This window comes from Bacillus thuringiensis (assembly GCF_022095615.2).
GTDB lineage: Bacteria > Bacillota > Bacilli > Bacillales > Bacillaceae_G > Bacillus_A > Bacillus_A cereus_AG.
In genome coordinates this window covers 35,680-51,877 of the sequence record NZ_CP155562.1, presented here as the reverse complement: position 1 = coordinate 51,877, position 16,198 = coordinate 35,680, and the positions used below count along the sequence as shown (strand labels likewise).

Genomic DNA, 16,198 nt, shown 5'->3' with positions numbered 1-16,198 from the left:
CACCCCTAGATCATTCAATTCTATTTACTTTTGAAAAGTCGGAATCCATTTTGTTCATTTCTGATAAAGCACCCTAATTTCCTAGCAATATTTTTCATATATTCATCTATTGTTTCTGATCCCAACTGTAGTGAAAACTCTATTTCCGCTCTTTCTGGATCATAAGGAATACAAGCTGTTACCTCAAAATCAACTAACATTTTGTAGTCCTCTTCATCAATTTTATTGCTACATAGATTAAATACATGTACCCACTCTTTGTGTTGCAAGTTTGCCTTTTCAAAAACATTTGTTATGTTCTTGTATCTTGATAAAACAATTGGATTTCCTGTTAAAATACTGACTACACTATCACATTTACTTAACATAGGTAATCCAAAAACATTTTCTATTTGATTAGGCAACTGAAGTATTACATAATCATAATCTAGTGCCTTTAATTTACTAATAAAATCATTACTGAACTTCTCTACTAAAGTTTCTACATTTGTTTTGAAACGAGGAAAGCTCTCTTCCGCAAAATCATTGCTGAAAGTCAATAATTCCATATTACTCGGAAACCAGGAAAATCTCTTTCCCTCTCTAACCTCATTTTTTTTCAAGATATACTTTTGAATATCAAATCTTCCTTCTAGAATGGCCTTTTCCATAAACAATTCCATATTTCTTTCTGGATTAGATATTGATGTTTTATGTGCAAATGTAGCATTTAAATAATCTAATTCTAAATACAGTACCTTTGAATTAGATTCACCTATAACTTTTGCTAATGATTGACCGATTGTTGTTGTGCCTAATCCCCTTTGCACACCATATATACCTATAATTTTTCCCATTATACAAACTCCTTTCTTACTTTAATTTATATGACTGATCCTGAATCCACTTTGTAATCAAATCGTCATTCGTTCTTTCAACATTGGCATTATAAGATTCACCAGAAGCAACAGGAATAATTTCACCAATTAAGGCTCCCTTATTTAACAATTGATTTTCTTCATCTGAAACTGCGAAAGTATAAATTTTAGCTAACGGACGATTCTTCGCCTCATTATTTAAATTGTCTTTGTATGACCCATCAACTTCTACACTTTTGGGATCAAATACATTTGTAGCATTACTATCTTTTACTGAAGTTACCCTAACATGTTTTGCAACACGCCCAAATATAGGCTTTTCAGTATGGTCCGACTCATTCTTCACCTTACCTTTAAAATACAGGTCTACATAAGAATCCGGGATAATACTATTACCAGATGACGTTTCAATATCTACCAACAACGGAAAAGCTACTTCACTTTTCTTCAAATTTAGTATGGCTGCATCCGGCAATTCATCCTTTGGAACTACTTTGTCCTTGTACAATAAAGAGTTCTTTGAAACTCCAAATCCGTTCACTGTATACTTACCTTCTAAATCTTTTACATTTGTAATAGCATTAGGGGCAATTGCATCACCAGGAATGACCCTCTCTTGTAACATATCCTTTGTAATTTTTGTTCTTGGTGGAATATCAACTTTACTGTAATAAACCTTAGTAGGATTTATCGCACTATTAATTTTGTAATTTTCATATCCTGCAATTGTCGCTACTAAGCCTACAGCAATTAATACACTCACGGTTTTTTTCGGAAGCTTTTTCACCAATTTCTTCAACTCCTATTTCGTTACTTTCTTCGCTTCAAAAATCATATTTTCGAACTGTCTAACTGTCGTTTGATCATCCGGTTCTTTTAAATATTTCTTAATAGGTATAGCAAAAGTGTTGTATGATTCGACTCCAATCATTGCTGGTTGAGAGTTAATGGCATAAATATTTAATCGTTTTTCACCATCATGGAAATTTGACTGATTAACATATTCTCTAATCAGGGTTTCTTTAACGACTTTCTCATTAATGGTTATTTCTTCATCAACTCTTAATTGCCCCATATTAATTCCTTTTGACATGGCTGTAGCTGTTGCTTGATGTAAGCTATTATCTTCATTTGTATCCGCTGCAAACATAAAACCGGTACTTGCTGTAAACAACATAATCCCGATCAACACCAGCATTATTACAACAAATTTTGGTGGTTGCATTGATTTGTACACCTCACCAACATATTTTTTCGTATACAAAAAACCTGTTCTAAAAGCTAATTGCACTTTCAAAACAGGCTTTCTTATTATTTAAAATTAAATCTCGTTAGGAAATCACTATTCAGATTGACGTCTGAACCATGCGTCTTGTTATATTCTTTAATTTGCTTATACATTTCTGGAGTAATTTTATAACTCTCCATATGATACCCTGTTGGTATATCTTTTGGATTTGGATATTCCCATGTATTCCACCAGTCCGATAAACTAGTTAACATAGGTTCTTTATTTTTCCAGTTCCATCCTACTTGCCCTGGGAATGGATTCTGTGGATTTACAGAGCGTTTAATAAAATCATCATTTCCTTTTTTATCACCAATCCCTGAACCTTCCACTTCAATTTTTCCCGTAAGACAAAGATTTAACTTATTAACACCCGCACCATAAGCCATTGCTTTAAATGAATACGTTCCATCTGCTTGTGTAAATTCGGTATACCACTTTCTCCCGCCATCTAAAATAGTTTCATTAGGATTGTATTTAGGATGCTTTTTATAGTTATCATTAAATACATTTCCTGAAAATTTTTCAACGTAAGTATGAGGTAATGACCAAACTTGATTATATCCTCCTAGTGTTTCATCCATTGGTACTTTGTATCCATCCTCAGTTTTTGAATACTGTTGATGTTGAACCATTGTAGGAAGGAAAGATGTTGTACTCTTCACACCCGTAGCATGACTTGATGAATCTTCATTTGTGTAGGTTGTTTTCACTTCATAACTAAATCCATATCCTGCCCTTATTTTAGGCTTTGATATATTCACAATACTACCTGTTAAGCGTTCATATAATGTGTCCCTATCTCCTGCGTTATTAATTGTACGCACAACAGCTGTTACTGTAGCTGTAGAATTAGGCTGTGAACAAGTAGAGGTTTCATGTGAAGCAACATTAATTGGGGTATCCAATTTATTATTATTAAAGTTTGTTTTTAATACATCTTTACTATTATCATATTTTCGCGGCTTAGGATTGATCTCAGCCTCAATTTGTCCCGAACTTGGTACTTTCCAATCATAATATAAAACTTTAGATTGTCCTTCGGATAAGTTGACCTTCTGTTGTCCTACTATATTATCTTGGAACCTGAGAACAACATTTGGAGTGGTGTTTTTATATTCACTCTCCAATTTATCTAATCTATCCCTTTTATTCTTCTCTTTATTTAATTTTTTTGTTTCTGTACTAATCATCGTTAATATTCTATCAAGATTATATTCATACGATGAACAATCACGGGGAACACAATGTTGATTTCCTTCTTCATCTATTGTACAAATTCTATCATATCGACAAAAATTCAATTCTTCCCTCGCGTCTTGTTTTCTGTCCTCTAATTTAGAAAGTTCTCGCTCTTGATCCTGGATTTTTCGATCTAATTCTTCTCGGTATTTTTTTCGCTCTTCTGAAAAATCAGCTCTTGAAACCTTAACCGGTGTTTTTACATTATCACCAGATTCAACAGTTTCACCCTCAATACGATCTACTGAAAAATCCATTTTGTACTTAAATGTATCTTCATCACCTTCACCACCTGGAGTTGGTGGTTTCTCTTTGTCACAACCATTTCCCGAAATAGTAAAGGAAGTTTTCTTTTCCTTTGCTGGTCTTTGTACAGCGTCATAGACTTGTAATTTCGCTTCAAACTTCCCACAAGTCGTTGGCTGCCATCGTATAGGGCTACTTGATCCTTTCCCTCCAAAATATCCAGCATCGCCCTCTTCCGGCTTCTCTGAATCTTTCTTAGGATTAGAACGAATATATCCTTCTTTAGTATCAATTTCAGAACCATCTTTATATATTTTCAGAACCCATTTTACTCTATTTCGCTCCCCAGCCATTTCCGCATAAGGATTTATAGTTTCTGACCCCATATTATTATCTGTATATCCTTTATTTTTGGTTACATATTCAAAACCTTCAACATGAAAATCTACTGTATTACTTTTAGGACCGTCAGATGCTTGGAATTTTTTTATATCCGGAAAACTAGTACGTACAATAAAGATATTAAATTTGTTAATATCCTTTTGTAGCCCTGCACCTGCCATACCACCTGAAAGATAAGCCATATCCCTAATCCAATAGAATTTACCATACGACTTTGGAAACGCAACACTTGTCACTTCATAAGGTAATATATACTTTAAAACAAAATCTGGATTCCCCCGATACTTTTGTGAAATCACTTGGGAGTTTACCCTTTCTACTTCTGTAATCATTCTATTACCTAGTGGGATACCACTTCCTATATATCCATCGTTCGCTACATTAACAAAAGGTTCACTATAATCAACGCTCTGTACCAAGTTCGCTCTTTGGTTTCCCCAATCAAAGCTACCGTTGTAAAGAGCTGGGTAATGAAGGTCAGCTGTATAATAAATATCAGGTGGTGCATTAGGTGGTAAAAATTTTCCTGGTCTTAAATAATTACCAGGCATTTGCAAACCCTTGCTCCGTATCAAGGTTTCATTCTTTCCATCATAAAAAGGAATATCACTATTCCTTGCATATGCACAATTAGGAATACATAACAAAATAACGAAAATAAATACTAATAATTTTGATTTCATTATCTTCCTCCTATTATATTTCGAAGGATATTTTAATTTCTAACAAAAAATCCGTTTTAGTAAAATACTAAAACGGATTTTCTCTTTATTTCTTTTCAATTATAATTGTAATCATTTGGTCTGCCATTGCTGGACTGATACGAATTTTGTAATCCCCTTTTTCAACATTCTTAATCTTCATTGGTGCTGAAGGAATTTCTTGAATTTCTTGATCCAAATTCAAATCTGAATTTACAAGTGTAACTAATTCTTTCGTAAGCTCTATCATTGCATTATTTGATACCCTGAAAGTAACTCTAAAATCATTTACATTCATACCAGCTAACCAAAGTTGTTCTCTTGCACCATCCACTAATTGTACAATTGCCCCTACTTCACTATACTTCAAGTTTGTTCCATACTTGCTATTTATATTTTTAACAATTTGTTGAGCGTTAGTAGATGCTGCTTTATTAATAGCTTCTGATCCATCATACCAAGCTTGTGTAAATGTAAAATCATTCGTTGCTAAACTTGTTTCTAACCATTCTGGAATGTTAACTGGTTTCGTTTCTTCTCCAGTGTTTGGTTTTTCTTCTGGCTTAACTTCTCCGCCAGTATTCGGTTTTTCTTCTGGCTTAACTTCTCCGCCAGTGTTTGGTTTTTCTTCTGGCTTAGTCTCTTTCTCTATTACATTAATAGAATTAAATAAAAACTGACTATATTGTTCTCGTGTTACAACTGATGTTGGTGAATACATATTGCCACCTGTACCAATTGTTACGCCCTTCTCTTCTAAAGCACCAATTGCCTTGTACGACCAAGAGTTTTTATCAACATCTACAAATGATGTTTTTTTAGTTCCCTCAAATTTGAAAGCATTTGTAAGTACTTGCGCCATTTGCTCGCGAGTTAAGATGTCATCCGGTCCAAATTTACCTTCTCCATACCCCTTAATAATACCAACTTTAGCAAGTGCTAGAATCTCTTTTTCAAACATATGCCCTTTAATATCGCTAAATGGGTTTTTGAAATTACCTGCATCTGCTGGCTTTAAGTAGTTATAGATCATGCGAGCAACTTGCCCACGGGTAACATTATCGCCAAAACCAAACTGTCCATTCCCGTAACCAACAACAATATTTCTATTCGCTAAGTTTGTGATCGCTTTAGTCGCCCAGTGGTTATTTGGTACATCATAGAATGATATAGTATCAGCTTTAACTTCAGCTGGCTTGATATGGTCAACATTGATTCCCATACCCGTTCCCATCATTGTTAATGCTGCCGTTGTAGTTAGAATTGTTTTTTTCATGATTAATCCTCCAGTTTAATACTTCATCTTAATATACCTATAATACAAAATATATTACCACTGTAACAATACTAGCGACATAAAACCAGCAATTATAGAAATTGCTGCCGGAAAACGGTAACTCATACTGATTATTTTCAAACCTTCTGTTGTTAGTTCAATGCTAATCTTCAGAAATTTAAAGGAATGGTAGCCGCTTATTGTTCTGGTAAATATATATTTTTTTACAAACAATAAAATCACAATTAACCCATATATTACTGCTGATAAAATGAATACTGTTACATGTAATAAAATCGGTATCAATAGCCAATGTATCTTCAAAGACCCTAAGATATATAAATACATAGATGAAATCACTATCATTTTTGTATCTCCAGGCGAAAACTTAGCCAATGGCATTTTTTCTCTAATTAACACACCAATTATTAATGCAACAATTGCGATTACGAGTAGAGCTAACACATTCTTATTCTGAATTACACAAAGAACTATTGAAAGACTAAAAAATATTAAGTGCCAATAGTTTTTAGTAATCAGATACTTTAAATCCATAAAAACATTTAAACTCATGTAAACTGTATATAATATCAAGGTGTTCACGAATTTTTAACATCACCACCTATAAAATCTAATTTCTTATAATTAGCGATTTTGAAGTCTACTTGAGAATAATCAATTTGTATAAAGTAAAAGAATAAAATTTTGTCAATTATGGCTAGATTGACGACCTCGTATGAGGCTGTTATAAGTTATTCCCAGTCTAACTTATAACAGCCTCACACAGCACAACGTTTTCGGCATGTACGAAGAACCTCGTATATCTACCTTTTGATATTGATCGCTTCATCGAAACGTCTACTTGGGATATTTCTCACGATTATATCAATCAGATCATCGATACACTGTTAAATTACGGCCACAGATGAGTTTTAAGTTCCACTCACCAAACTCTACTCGTCGACCTAACCCTCTAGTGACCATATCAAGGGCGGCACGCAATATTCATTTATCAAAGGATCAATTTGTGCTGTTTACAAAATTCCAAGTGGAATCCCCACCAAAAGATATTTCATTCAAACGGAATCTTAAAATACTCTCACAGCACACTTCAAAATCGCTAAACTTCAACTTACTCTGCAATCTTTTTGGGTTTTCTTATCACTACAAGCTCATCTTCTGGATTTTTCCTTTTAGCAATAAGGTTATTATTTTTATCCACTACTGATCGTACCTTATAATACACTTGGGCTATTTTTACGATTTCCCCTGTTTTATTTTCGATAGCGACAGCACCTCTTAACTGATATGTTTTCCCATCAAAAGTTTTTACAGAGTGAGCTTTACAAGATACATCATAAAATGTAAGCCTACTTTCTTTTTCCATAAACTCCCCCCTTTGAAGGTATTTTCTATCAATAAAAGAAAAATAATAATAAAATAATATTTTTTTATCTTATCACTGCTTATAAACCCGTCTTATCATTTACAATAGACAAGGGTATACATAATGATAAAAAGTAAATGTTTGAAAGCGATTAGTTAATGAGGTTATTTATCCTCAAGTTTGGCATGATACAAACTAGATTCGAACAGTCTTTCAAGGGGTTCTTTTAAATATGTACTTATTGTCCTAGCTCTTTTTGCATTAACACCACTTCTGCCTGTTTCAATGCTATAAAGAGTATTTTCTGGAATATTAGTACCTAATGAAAGTTCTCTTACAGTTAGGTCCTTTTCTTCCCTAACTTTTCGCAAAACTGTCGATTTAGTTTTATTTGACAAAGCCAAATACTCACCTCCCTGTCTATATTCTATTTGATTATCAATCAAACGTCAACTGTTTGATGACGTTTTTTTACTCCTACAGAATAAAGAAGGTTAGGTGACATCTACTAATCGCAATAACATACGAAAGGTTGATTGGATTGGAAGATAACATTTTTGGTAGAAATTTAAGGAATTTAAGGAATTTACAGGGGTTAAGCTTAAACGCATTAGGTAAAGAACTTGGCGTAACAGGAAGCGCAATATCAAGTTGGGAACTTGGTAATAAAGAACCAAATTTTGATATGCTAAAAAAAGTATCCGGTTTTTTCCAAGTTAGCACCGATTATATGTTAAACTACCAAGTTTTTGACGATGAAGCACAAAGAAAAGAAGTAGTTTCTCAATTAGCTAATGAAATCTACGAAAGGTACAAAAATATCCCAGATAGCAAAAAGCCTATGGTTAAGCAAGAATTAATCAAATATGTGAATTACTTAAATTTCACAGCACAAGCTGACGTTGAAGAATTAAAACCAGATAATGAAAAATAAGTGGGTAGGGTATCTGTTACAGGATACTCTACTCTTTATTTTCAATTTTTCGAAGTACATCTAGAATCTTATAAAAAAATTCCACTGGATTTTCTTGATTATTTAGTACATCTTCAAATAAATCTTTTTCCATTTGTTGTTCAATGAACTGTTGATCAATTTCTTTATATTGCATATGCATAAATCTCCCTCCACTGAATATTACATTTAATCAGATTACGGAATTCATTTAAATTCGACATAGAAATTTTGGTGACATTAAACACAAAATACGATAAATAAAAATATAACGGTTGAACGATATTATTTGTACAATTGAATTTCGTTCAACCGTCATACAAATAGCTATTCTTTCATAAGCTCTTCGGTCTTTATCCCAAGAGCTTCAGCTATTTTTTTGATATTTTGATAAGTAGGGTATTTTCTTTCCCCACTTTCAATTTGAGAAATTGTCGGTTGTGGAACACCGGATTTTTTTGCTAAATCTAATTGAGTCCATCCTTTCTGCAACCTTGCTTCTCTTATCATAGTCATCATATATACAGCCCCTTAATATTCGATATCGAATAATTAAATTACTGTATATATGATACGAGCCTAAAATAAATTCGGGAAGGGTTAAAAAAATACCCCTTCCCGAAATGTTATTTAAATGTTAAAATATAATATTTTTACGATTTTTAAACTATCACTTTTTAATTTTACTATTAATCATTTTAAATTGTTTTTTTATAGTTTCCACTGATTTAAACAACATATCAGCGATTTGATTCTTATTTAACCCTTTTTCTTTTAACTTGTATACCTCCCTCTCCGAAGGTGTTAAAACACTAATTCTCCTTTCTGTCTTCAAAGCATTTACAAGTGTAAAAGAAACATCCGAATGAATACTTACCTTACCTTGATATGCATCTCGAATTGTACCTGGAATGTCTCTATATGAGGTTTTAGTCACATAATTTATAGCGCCATTATCGAATGCTTCCAAAATGATTTCTTGTTCTTCCCAAGAAGTCAACATGATAATATTTTTAAAACCTCTATCATTCCAATGATTTGCAACCTCTAATCCATTTAAATTTTCATTATCACTTGAATCAGATAATGTTAAATCCAGTAGTATCACATCTATATTTTCGATATTTATTGAAAAAGCCTCTTCTTTTGTCGTAGCTTTTTCAATAACTGTTAAATCATTTTCCTTCTCTATATACTCACACAAACACTTCATCCATACTGGATCATCTTCAACAACGGCCAATCTAATTATAGTCATCCCTTACAATCTCCCATCTATATTAAATTGTTCATTAATGTCAAGAACTCTCCTGGCTGGAAGTGACAAAGTAAATGTAGTCCCTTGATTAACTTTACTCTTAATAGAAATGTCGCCACCATGCTTCTGCATTACATTATAGGAGTATGTCAGACCTAATCCATAGTTCCCTTTCGTGCCTTTGGTACTAAAGAAAGGATTTAGTACCTGATCTAGTTTATCTTTTGGAATCCCTTTCCCACTATCAGTAATATCTATATATACTTTCCGTCTAGTTTTATAAAGCTTAACTAACAATCTCCCGTCATTACTCATTGCCTCTAAAGCGTTCTTAATGATATTTAATAAGGTTTCTTGTATATGTATAGGATCACCCTGCACTTTTACATCTACTTCATACTGTTTAATAACCTGGACATTTGAATTTAAATACGGTTGAAGCAAAGCTAATGTAGATTCAATATTATCTGATAACCAAAAGTGTGATTCCTTTAAATTCATAACGTCTAATTTACTTTGAATACGCGCGGAAAGTTCTAAAACATGTTGAGTAGAATTAAGTGCTAACTCTATACTCTCATTAGCTTTTTCAGTTAAATTATGTTCTTTCAACTGACTGACTAAAAAGTCGATTTTTGCTATTTCATTTTTAATCGTATGATTTAACAAAGCTGTTCCAGATGCAACAGCCTTCATAGTAGTATCTCTGTGCTGCCTTTCGAAACGAATTTTAACATCTAAAAAACCGTATTTTATAATAAGATACCCAAATATAACAAACTGAACGGCAATAACCAATGGATTATAAAACCATACATCTTTTATACCTAAAGCTTCCAAAATGATATTTGTAACCAAGGCAAAAGTATTTACTGGAAGGATAACTATACATGTAAATATTTTGTTTTTCTTTATAGCTGGTCTAGTCTCCCTAAAAGTAGAATTAATCATTAATATATTTGTTCCCATAACATAAGGAACTGTCCAATAAGCCAAAATGACATAATGAGTTTTAAACTCAGGATATATTTGATCAATACTATACATATAGAAGACTGGAATTAAAAATAATATATTTCTTATTATTCTTTTAAGGTGTGAATTAGTCCTAAATACTCCAGAAAATACAACTCCAAACATCCAAATAGCATATGGCGTTAAATAATGCCCCCATGATGTTGCGATTGCATCTATCCATAAAATTAATTCCGGACGATCTGGCCCTATTCCGAGCATAACCCCAAGACCGCCAAACCCACCAAACAAGGCAATTGCGCTCGCCCACCGTGTTTCTTCATTTTTAGGATTAGTTAGAAATAATATGGCTGCCATCATCCACAGTAAAAATACCAGCACTATCATATATACACCCTAACATTATTCGCTTTCGAATATTCGTTTTCGAATAAATTCTATGGTATCCAATACAATTTGTTTTCTTTTAAGTACAATTCCAGCATGACCACAGTTATAAAGATAACGCGTGGGTTTATTCCATGCTTCCCAAAGATAACTTGTATCCTCCATATGAACGTATTGGTCATACTTTGCTGAAATCAATAGAATATTCTTTTGATTCATTATTGGAGTAGCTTGACTTGGTTCAGTAATTTTCCAACTCTCCACGAGTTCCTCATATGTAACACCGTGAACAGACAAATCCTTCTTAATATATTTCCCTGGATTTGTGTTCCAAATTGAATATGAAAGACGATTTGCATAAAAAACAGAGGTTAACACATCAATTTCTGGTTCAACCAATGCTGTTAAATTAGTAATAAATCCACCCAAGCTCACACCTATTAATATTACAGGACCTTTTTTATTCTCCTTGATCCAATGAATCAATCCTCTTAGATCAACAACCGCTTGTTGCGTTGATTTCACAGTACGTTGTATGTCCGCACTTACCATATACTCACCACTAAATAATGATTCTTCCGGTTCTCTAGCGAAATGATAAGGTAGAGTAAAATAATATAAATTCCAATCTAAATCTATCATTTTTTCATGAAAGATTTTTCTCACACGTTCATTATTTTCCATACGCCAGCCATGAACAAAAATAACATTAGGTGCATCCTCATTACTATTCAGATAAGCTTCACCGCTTACCAAATCATTAAACAAGTCCCCACTTTTCATTAGACTTTCATATTCGAATTTAACGATTTTATTTTTTTGTAAATTCGACACTTCACTATTAAAATGCATATTAATTGTTCGATCTACTTTATAAAACTCATTAATATCTTCAAAATCCATTTCCGGAACCCCCGAAAATTGGTATTCTTTGCTTCTTTTTTTATGCAAATCATAAAGCGCGCATAAATCTATTAACTTTGAAAACAACAATTTTATTATCCCCCCAAATGTATTTAAATAAAAAAAGCTCACCAACTATAAAAAGTATTCTTTCTTACAAAAATACTAGATTATAATTAATCTGCTCATCAGATCTTAGCATTATATAATTTGTACTCTATTAAATCAAAAGGTAGAAATCCCCTTATTTCCCTTAATAAGATATATAGAAAAGGTAATTCAATCCAGATTAATCAAACAGAAGAATCAAGCCTAGTCACTAGGTTGATATTTCATAAAAAAAAAGATAGAATATATAACATAATATATATAATTAAAAAAGAGATTTATGATATAGTTATTTCATATAAACAGGAAATTAAGTTCAATTCATTTAAAAAAGACAAAAAATAAAACTCCACCCACCGTTTTCAATTGATTCGAAGTTTGGCGACTAGATCAATTGAAAACCCACGTTAGCAGAGTTTTTTTACAAAATTAATATTATGGTTAAATTATATCATAACTAATGAAGTTTTGTGAATAAAAAACTCGCTAATTTTCCGATATCGGGCTGGAAATATTAGGGAGGTTTTTTCGTGTTATTAAAAAATTTTATATTAAGCAAAGCAAAACGAGAACTAAGTCCTCAACTGGATCGTATATCTACTAAACCAGGAAATATTAATAAAGCCGTAAAAAAAATTCTAAAGGAGATTGATATCATTCTTTTAGAAGACCAGGGCTTTACTACTGAAGACATTTCTTTACAAACTCCTCGTAAGTACAAAGGACTTGAAACAATTTTATCTTATCTTGTTCACGAAGGTTTTTCTTGTGTGAAACAGGATGTGATAGCCCAAAAAGCGGGAATTTCAAAACCCCTTATCAATGAAACTCTTTCTTGGCTAGAAAAACTTGGTATCTGCCACCAAATTAGAAATCGTAAAGCTGGAAAGAAAGGTCCTTCTGTATACATTTTAACAATACATAATAATTATCAAAAAATCATAGATTACTTTAAACACAAATGGCATCTAGCAATTGAGATAACAGAAACTATCTCAAACCTAATATCCAAGTGGACTCTATTAAAAGAAAAAAAAGAAGAAGTTACAGACGAACAAGTAGATACAGATCCAAAACAAGAAGAAGCTAATGAACAAAGTGAAGAACCTAAAGACTATTTTGCTAGAAAAGAAGATTTCAATGAATATTTAAGTAAAGATCAACAAAGAGCATGGCACTATATTATGAGTTCTCCATTTACTAATCTGTCTGAAAAAGATGCATATGCAATTGCAAATAGAATGCCACCAGATATCGACAGAGATGCTTGGTATTTCTTCAGACAAGCTGCCGATCGTTTTGAAGCTAGTAAAGCTGATAAGAGTAATGCTGCTTATTTCATTGAAATATTTAGCCAAAACTATAAATCTTATTTAAAACGTAAAAAAGAAGAAGCTGAAAAATATGTTTCATCTTTATCAAAACCAAAACAAAAGTTAATAATTTACGATTTTATCAAAGGGGAATAATCTTGCTTAAAATCGCCATTTTTATAGCCTTGTTTAAAAATTATAGCAAAACAAGGCTATTTGTCATGCGCTTATATTATTTCCTAAATACCTCTCATACTTCACATCCAAATCAATTAAAAATAACAGTTAATTTTTAGCATATAATGGAAAAACATAAAAAGATAACCTACTAAAATTGCCGCAATAAATGAACCGAAAATTCAGATACCTCCTTTGTTTCTACCAAATAACTACTAAGAAAAAAAATCAAACTTCTTGTTAGAGTAAGGGTTAAGTGCCATTTTTAATTTCTAATGTATTTAATGGTTTTAATTTTTAAAACAAGATTTATTAAATAAAAGAATCTTATCATAATTCATCAAATTTTTTTAAACACCTTTTGTCATTCTCCCTACTGTTTCCCTAATCCTCGCTAAAATAGACACCCAATATGTAAATGTCAAGATAAACATGTACATTTTCGCTTGTTTAAGCATGTACAAAATCAATCATTTTCTTTGCTAAAATGATCTTTAATTCGATAGGATTGTCCTACAATACTGACCACCGTGGCATGATGTAAGACACGATCTAGTATGGCATTGGCGAGTTTAGGGTCCTGGAATACTTCGTCCCAAGACTTGAAGTTGATATTGGTCGTTAGGATGGTACTACGCTTTTCATAACGCATATCGATTAATTGAAAGAATAATTTTGCATCCTCCGGATCAATAGGCAAGTACCCAATTTCATCAATAATAAGTAATTTGTATTTTGTATAGTGCTTTAAACGAGATTCTAGGCGATTCTCAATCTTGGCACGTTTTAAATTTTGAAGTAAATCATGACATTTAATAAAATAAGTACTTGTTCGCTTTTTAGCTGCTGCTATACCAATAGACGTGGCCAAATGGGTCTTACCAACACCACTAGGTCCTAAAAATACTATGTTTTCTTGTTGCTCTAAGAAACGTAGAGAAATAAAATCTAAGATTTGTTGTTTATTAATACTCGGCTGGAATTCGAAATCAAACTCATCAACCTCCTTTCTATGAGGAAATGCGCCCATTTTCACCATAGAATGAATCATATTTTGTTCTCGTACATCAATCTCATAGTTTGTCAGTTTAACAAGTGTCTCTACGAAGGATAATTCATTATTAATGCTAAAATCGACTACGTCACCTAAATGTTGTGCCATTTGTTTTAATTTTAAATACTCTAGGTTTGTTGTTAATTGTTGATAGCTATTCTTCATTTCTATATACCTCACCAATTACTGATAAATTTTGTTTCGCCAAATTGTCAATGTTCGGATATTTAGGTAGTGACTTAGCCAATGCTTTTTTATAATGTTCTTCTTTATAATTGAGCTTAGATTGGCTGATTTTATGTTGTACAATTAACTTCATGTTATGATAAACATATATTTGATTATCATATACTTGTAAACCGACGGTTTTACCTTGATATTCAGCTGGAACTGAGTATTGATTCGATTTGTAAGATATCATGCCTGATGTATTAACTTTTACAAGTTTATGCTTAATCATATAGGAATCTCTTATCGCGCTCTTCGGGAGTGGTTGTAGGAGATTCTTTTCCTGTTTTAGGGCAAACACTGGAATCTTACCAGTCCCTTGATGAAATGTTTGATTAATTCTTGCACATAATTTTTGCACAAATTCATGTAATTCTTCAAAAGTGAATCTTCCTTGATAAGCATGAATTTCGTCTAGAAGTTTCATTGGCGCTTCTACTTTCCCTTTGGTATTTGGTCGCCCTGCGATACAAGGTTGTACCTTAAATCCAAAATCTTGAGCGAATTGGGCAAACTTATTGTTAATCGTTCCTGTAAAGTGTTCTGTTCGAGCTTCATCCATTACCGTCTTCATATTATCCGTGACAATTACCTTCGGTACACCACCAAACATTTCAAATGCCTCTGTCATAAATGACATTAAAACACTTTGTGATTTTGAAATATTCAAATGAAAAACTTTAAATCTCGAGTAGGACAATAAAAGTACAGCTACATTCACATATACGATTTCGCCACTTTTGGTTTCAAATCGTATGCTTTCTTTCCAATCTAATTGAGCTTGTTCTCCTGGAGGTGTCTCATAACGGACACCCACTGAATGACCTGATAAAATACGCTTCCCCTCATCAAAATATGTTCTAAATTCAGGCTTTCTATTAATATAAGCACGAAATGCAGACTGTGAACATTTTAAACCGTGATTGTCTGTTAGATACTGCCATAACACTCGTTTGTAGTAGAAGATTTGTTTAGAATCACTAGATAAAAGAGCTGCAATCACTTCATAATATGTATCGATTTTCGATGTTTTATTTTTTGTCCCTTTTGGTGTAAAACCATTCAAATACTTATCTATGGTACGCCGATCCACATTCAATTCTCTGGCTAATTGACTTTTATTTATCTTCATTTTTAAGTTCCCCATTAGTTTTTTAAAATTTGGTAAGTCTGAAAGACTTTTAACCTCAAATTCTGTTTGAATATCTAGCTTAATATACATACTAACCACCTCAGAGTCAGTATGGAGAATCCAATTGAAAATGTACATATTTATTCAAGCGTTAATGTACATATTTAAGTTAGCATTTATACCCAATATTAGTGCATATAAATATCAAACCTACACATCCTCCCTAAACTTCGCTAAATAGTCTGTTTTCGATTTTCAACAAAATCAGTGATTCTTCCTTATAAAAGTACAAAAAACTGTTACAACCAAATC

At 32.4% G+C, this 16,198-nt stretch carries 16 protein-coding genes; 2 read left to right on the top strand and 14 right to left on the bottom strand.

Features of this window, described 5'->3' with window-relative positions:
- Nucleotides 1–20: 20 nt before the first annotated feature.
- From KZZ19_RS30895 to KZZ19_RS30865, 7 genes are all read right to left on the bottom strand, one after another.
- Nucleotides 21–836, bottom strand: coding sequence for an AAA family ATPase (locus KZZ19_RS30895; protein WP_000516215.1), 816 nt, complete (start codon nucleotides 834–836; stop codon nucleotides 21–23).
- Nucleotides 837–852: 16 nt separating this feature from the next.
- Nucleotides 853–1,644 carry a hypothetical protein gene (locus KZZ19_RS30890; RefSeq protein ID WP_002134136.1) on the bottom strand — a complete coding sequence of 264 codons (792 nt, stop codon included), beginning with the start codon at nucleotides 1,642–1,644 and terminating at the stop codon, nucleotides 853–855.
- A gap of 15 nt (nucleotides 1,645–1,659) precedes the next feature.
- Nucleotides 1,660–2,148: a DUF5411 family protein gene (locus KZZ19_RS30885; protein WP_003275864.1), complete on the bottom strand. Its 489-nt coding sequence runs from the start codon at nucleotides 2,146–2,148 to the stop codon at nucleotides 1,660–1,662.
- Nucleotides 2,149–2,168: 20 nt separating this feature from the next.
- Nucleotides 2,169–4,718 carry a hypothetical protein gene (locus tag KZZ19_RS30880; RefSeq protein ID WP_000837540.1) on the bottom strand — a complete coding sequence of 850 codons (2,550 nt, stop codon included), beginning with the start codon at nucleotides 4,716–4,718 and terminating at the stop codon, nucleotides 2,169–2,171.
- A gap of 85 nt (nucleotides 4,719–4,803) precedes the next feature.
- Nucleotides 4,804–6,012, bottom strand: coding sequence for an S-layer homology domain-containing protein (locus tag KZZ19_RS30875; RefSeq protein WP_000751260.1), 1,209 nt, complete (start codon nucleotides 6,010–6,012; stop codon nucleotides 4,804–4,806).
- Nucleotides 6,013–7,144: 1,132 nt separating this feature from the next.
- A complete protein-coding gene (locus KZZ19_RS30870; protein ID WP_000410281.1) occupies nucleotides 7,145–7,399 on the bottom strand; it encodes a hypothetical protein in 255 nt (84 codons plus the stop codon).
- Between the two features lie 164 nt (nucleotides 7,400–7,563).
- The gene (locus KZZ19_RS30865) at nucleotides 7,564–7,803 is read right to left on the bottom strand and encodes a helix-turn-helix transcriptional regulator (protein ID WP_001218521.1); all 240 of its coding nucleotides are present in this window, start codon (nucleotides 7,801–7,803) and stop codon (nucleotides 7,564–7,566) included.
- Between the two features lie 137 nt (nucleotides 7,804–7,940).
- On the opposite strand from KZZ19_RS30865, the gene KZZ19_RS30860 reads away from it, so the two are divergent.
- Entirely contained in the window at nucleotides 7,941–8,333 is a 393-nt protein-coding gene (locus tag KZZ19_RS30860; RefSeq protein WP_000389936.1) for a helix-turn-helix domain-containing protein, read from the top strand.
- Between the two features lie 28 nt (nucleotides 8,334–8,361).
- Here KZZ19_RS30860 and KZZ19_RS30855 read toward each other — a convergent pair whose 3' ends face one another.
- The 5 genes from KZZ19_RS30855 to KZZ19_RS30835 all read right to left on the bottom strand — a co-directional run bounded on the left by KZZ19_RS30855 (nucleotide 8,362) and on the right by KZZ19_RS30835 (nucleotide 11,964).
- Nucleotides 8,362–8,514, bottom strand: a complete 153-nt coding sequence (locus KZZ19_RS30855) for a hypothetical protein (RefSeq protein ID WP_000551114.1) — start codon at nucleotides 8,512–8,514, stop codon at nucleotides 8,362–8,364.
- 164 nt (nucleotides 8,515–8,678) lie between these two features.
- Complete coding sequence (locus KZZ19_RS30850; protein ID WP_000988783.1) at nucleotides 8,679–8,870, bottom strand: helix-turn-helix domain-containing protein; 192 nt, start codon at nucleotides 8,868–8,870, stop codon at nucleotides 8,679–8,681.
- A gap of 151 nt (nucleotides 8,871–9,021) precedes the next feature.
- Nucleotides 9,022–9,609 carry a response regulator transcription factor gene (locus tag KZZ19_RS30845; protein ID WP_000152608.1) on the bottom strand — a complete coding sequence of 196 codons (588 nt, stop codon included), beginning with the start codon at nucleotides 9,607–9,609 and terminating at the stop codon, nucleotides 9,022–9,024.
- A gap of 3 nt (nucleotides 9,610–9,612) precedes the next feature.
- Nucleotides 9,613–10,971 (bottom strand): sensor histidine kinase, encoded by a 1,359-nt coding sequence (locus KZZ19_RS30840; RefSeq protein WP_000636549.1) that lies wholly within the window; start codon nucleotides 10,969–10,971, stop codon nucleotides 9,613–9,615.
- 15 nt (nucleotides 10,972–10,986) lie between these two features.
- A complete protein-coding gene (locus tag KZZ19_RS30835) occupies nucleotides 10,987–11,964 on the bottom strand; it encodes an alpha/beta hydrolase (protein WP_000899316.1) in 978 nt (325 codons plus the stop codon).
- A gap of 548 nt (nucleotides 11,965–12,512) precedes the next feature.
- On the opposite strand from KZZ19_RS30835, the gene KZZ19_RS30830 reads away from it, so the two are divergent.
- Nucleotides 12,513–13,451 carry a hypothetical protein gene (locus KZZ19_RS30830; RefSeq protein ID WP_000924961.1) on the top strand — a complete coding sequence of 313 codons (939 nt, stop codon included), beginning with the start codon at nucleotides 12,513–12,515 and terminating at the stop codon, nucleotides 13,449–13,451.
- Nucleotides 13,452–13,938: 487 nt separating this feature from the next.
- Here KZZ19_RS30830 and istB read toward each other — a convergent pair whose 3' ends face one another.
- Together istB and istA are read right to left on the bottom strand one after the other, a co-directional pair.
- Complete coding sequence (gene istB / locus KZZ19_RS30825; RefSeq protein ID WP_000798699.1) at nucleotides 13,939–14,691, bottom strand: IS21-like element IS232 family helper ATPase IstB; 753 nt, start codon at nucleotides 14,689–14,691, stop codon at nucleotides 13,939–13,941.
- The gene (gene istA, locus KZZ19_RS30820) at nucleotides 14,681–15,976 is read right to left on the bottom strand and encodes an IS21-like element IS232 family transposase (protein ID WP_000275580.1); all 1,296 of its coding nucleotides are present in this window, start codon (nucleotides 15,974–15,976) and stop codon (nucleotides 14,681–14,683) included. The genes istB and istA overlap by 11 nt, the downstream gene beginning before the upstream one ends.
- Nucleotides 15,977–16,198: the final 222 nt, after the last annotated feature.

Excerpts from the sequence above, each read along its gene's own strand:
- KZZ19_RS30895 (WP_000516215.1), bottom strand. The coding sequence starts at position 836 with ATGGGAAAAATTATAGGTATATATGGTGTGCAAAGGGGATTAGGCACA.
- KZZ19_RS30880 (WP_000837540.1), bottom strand. The coding sequence starts at position 4,718 with ATGAAATCAAAATTATTAGTATTTATTTTCGTTATTTTGTTATGTATT.
- KZZ19_RS30875 (WP_000751260.1), bottom strand. The coding sequence starts at position 6,012 with ATGAAAAAAACAATTCTAACTACAACGGCAGCATTAACAATGATGGGA.
- KZZ19_RS30870 (WP_000410281.1), bottom strand. The coding sequence starts at position 7,399 with ATGGAAAAAGAAAGTAGGCTTACATTTTATGATGTATCTTGTAAAGCT.
- KZZ19_RS30855 (WP_000551114.1), bottom strand. The coding sequence starts at position 8,514 with ATGCATATGCAATATAAAGAAATTGATCAACAGTTCATTGAACAACAA.
- KZZ19_RS30850 (WP_000988783.1), bottom strand. The coding sequence starts at position 8,870 with ATGATGACTATGATAAGAGAAGCAAGGTTGCAGAAAGGATGGACTCAA.
- KZZ19_RS30845 (WP_000152608.1), bottom strand. The coding sequence starts at position 9,609 with ATGACTATAATTAGATTGGCCGTTGTTGAAGATGATCCAGTATGGATG.
- KZZ19_RS30840 (WP_000636549.1), bottom strand. The coding sequence starts at position 10,971 with ATGATAGTGCTGGTATTTTTACTGTGGATGATGGCAGCCATATTATTT.
- istB (WP_000798699.1), bottom strand. The coding sequence starts at position 14,691 with ATGAAGAATAGCTATCAACAATTAACAACAAACCTAGAGTATTTAAAA.
- istA (WP_000275580.1), bottom strand. The coding sequence starts at position 15,976 with ATGTATATTAAGCTAGATATTCAAACAGAATTTGAGGTTAAAAGTCTT.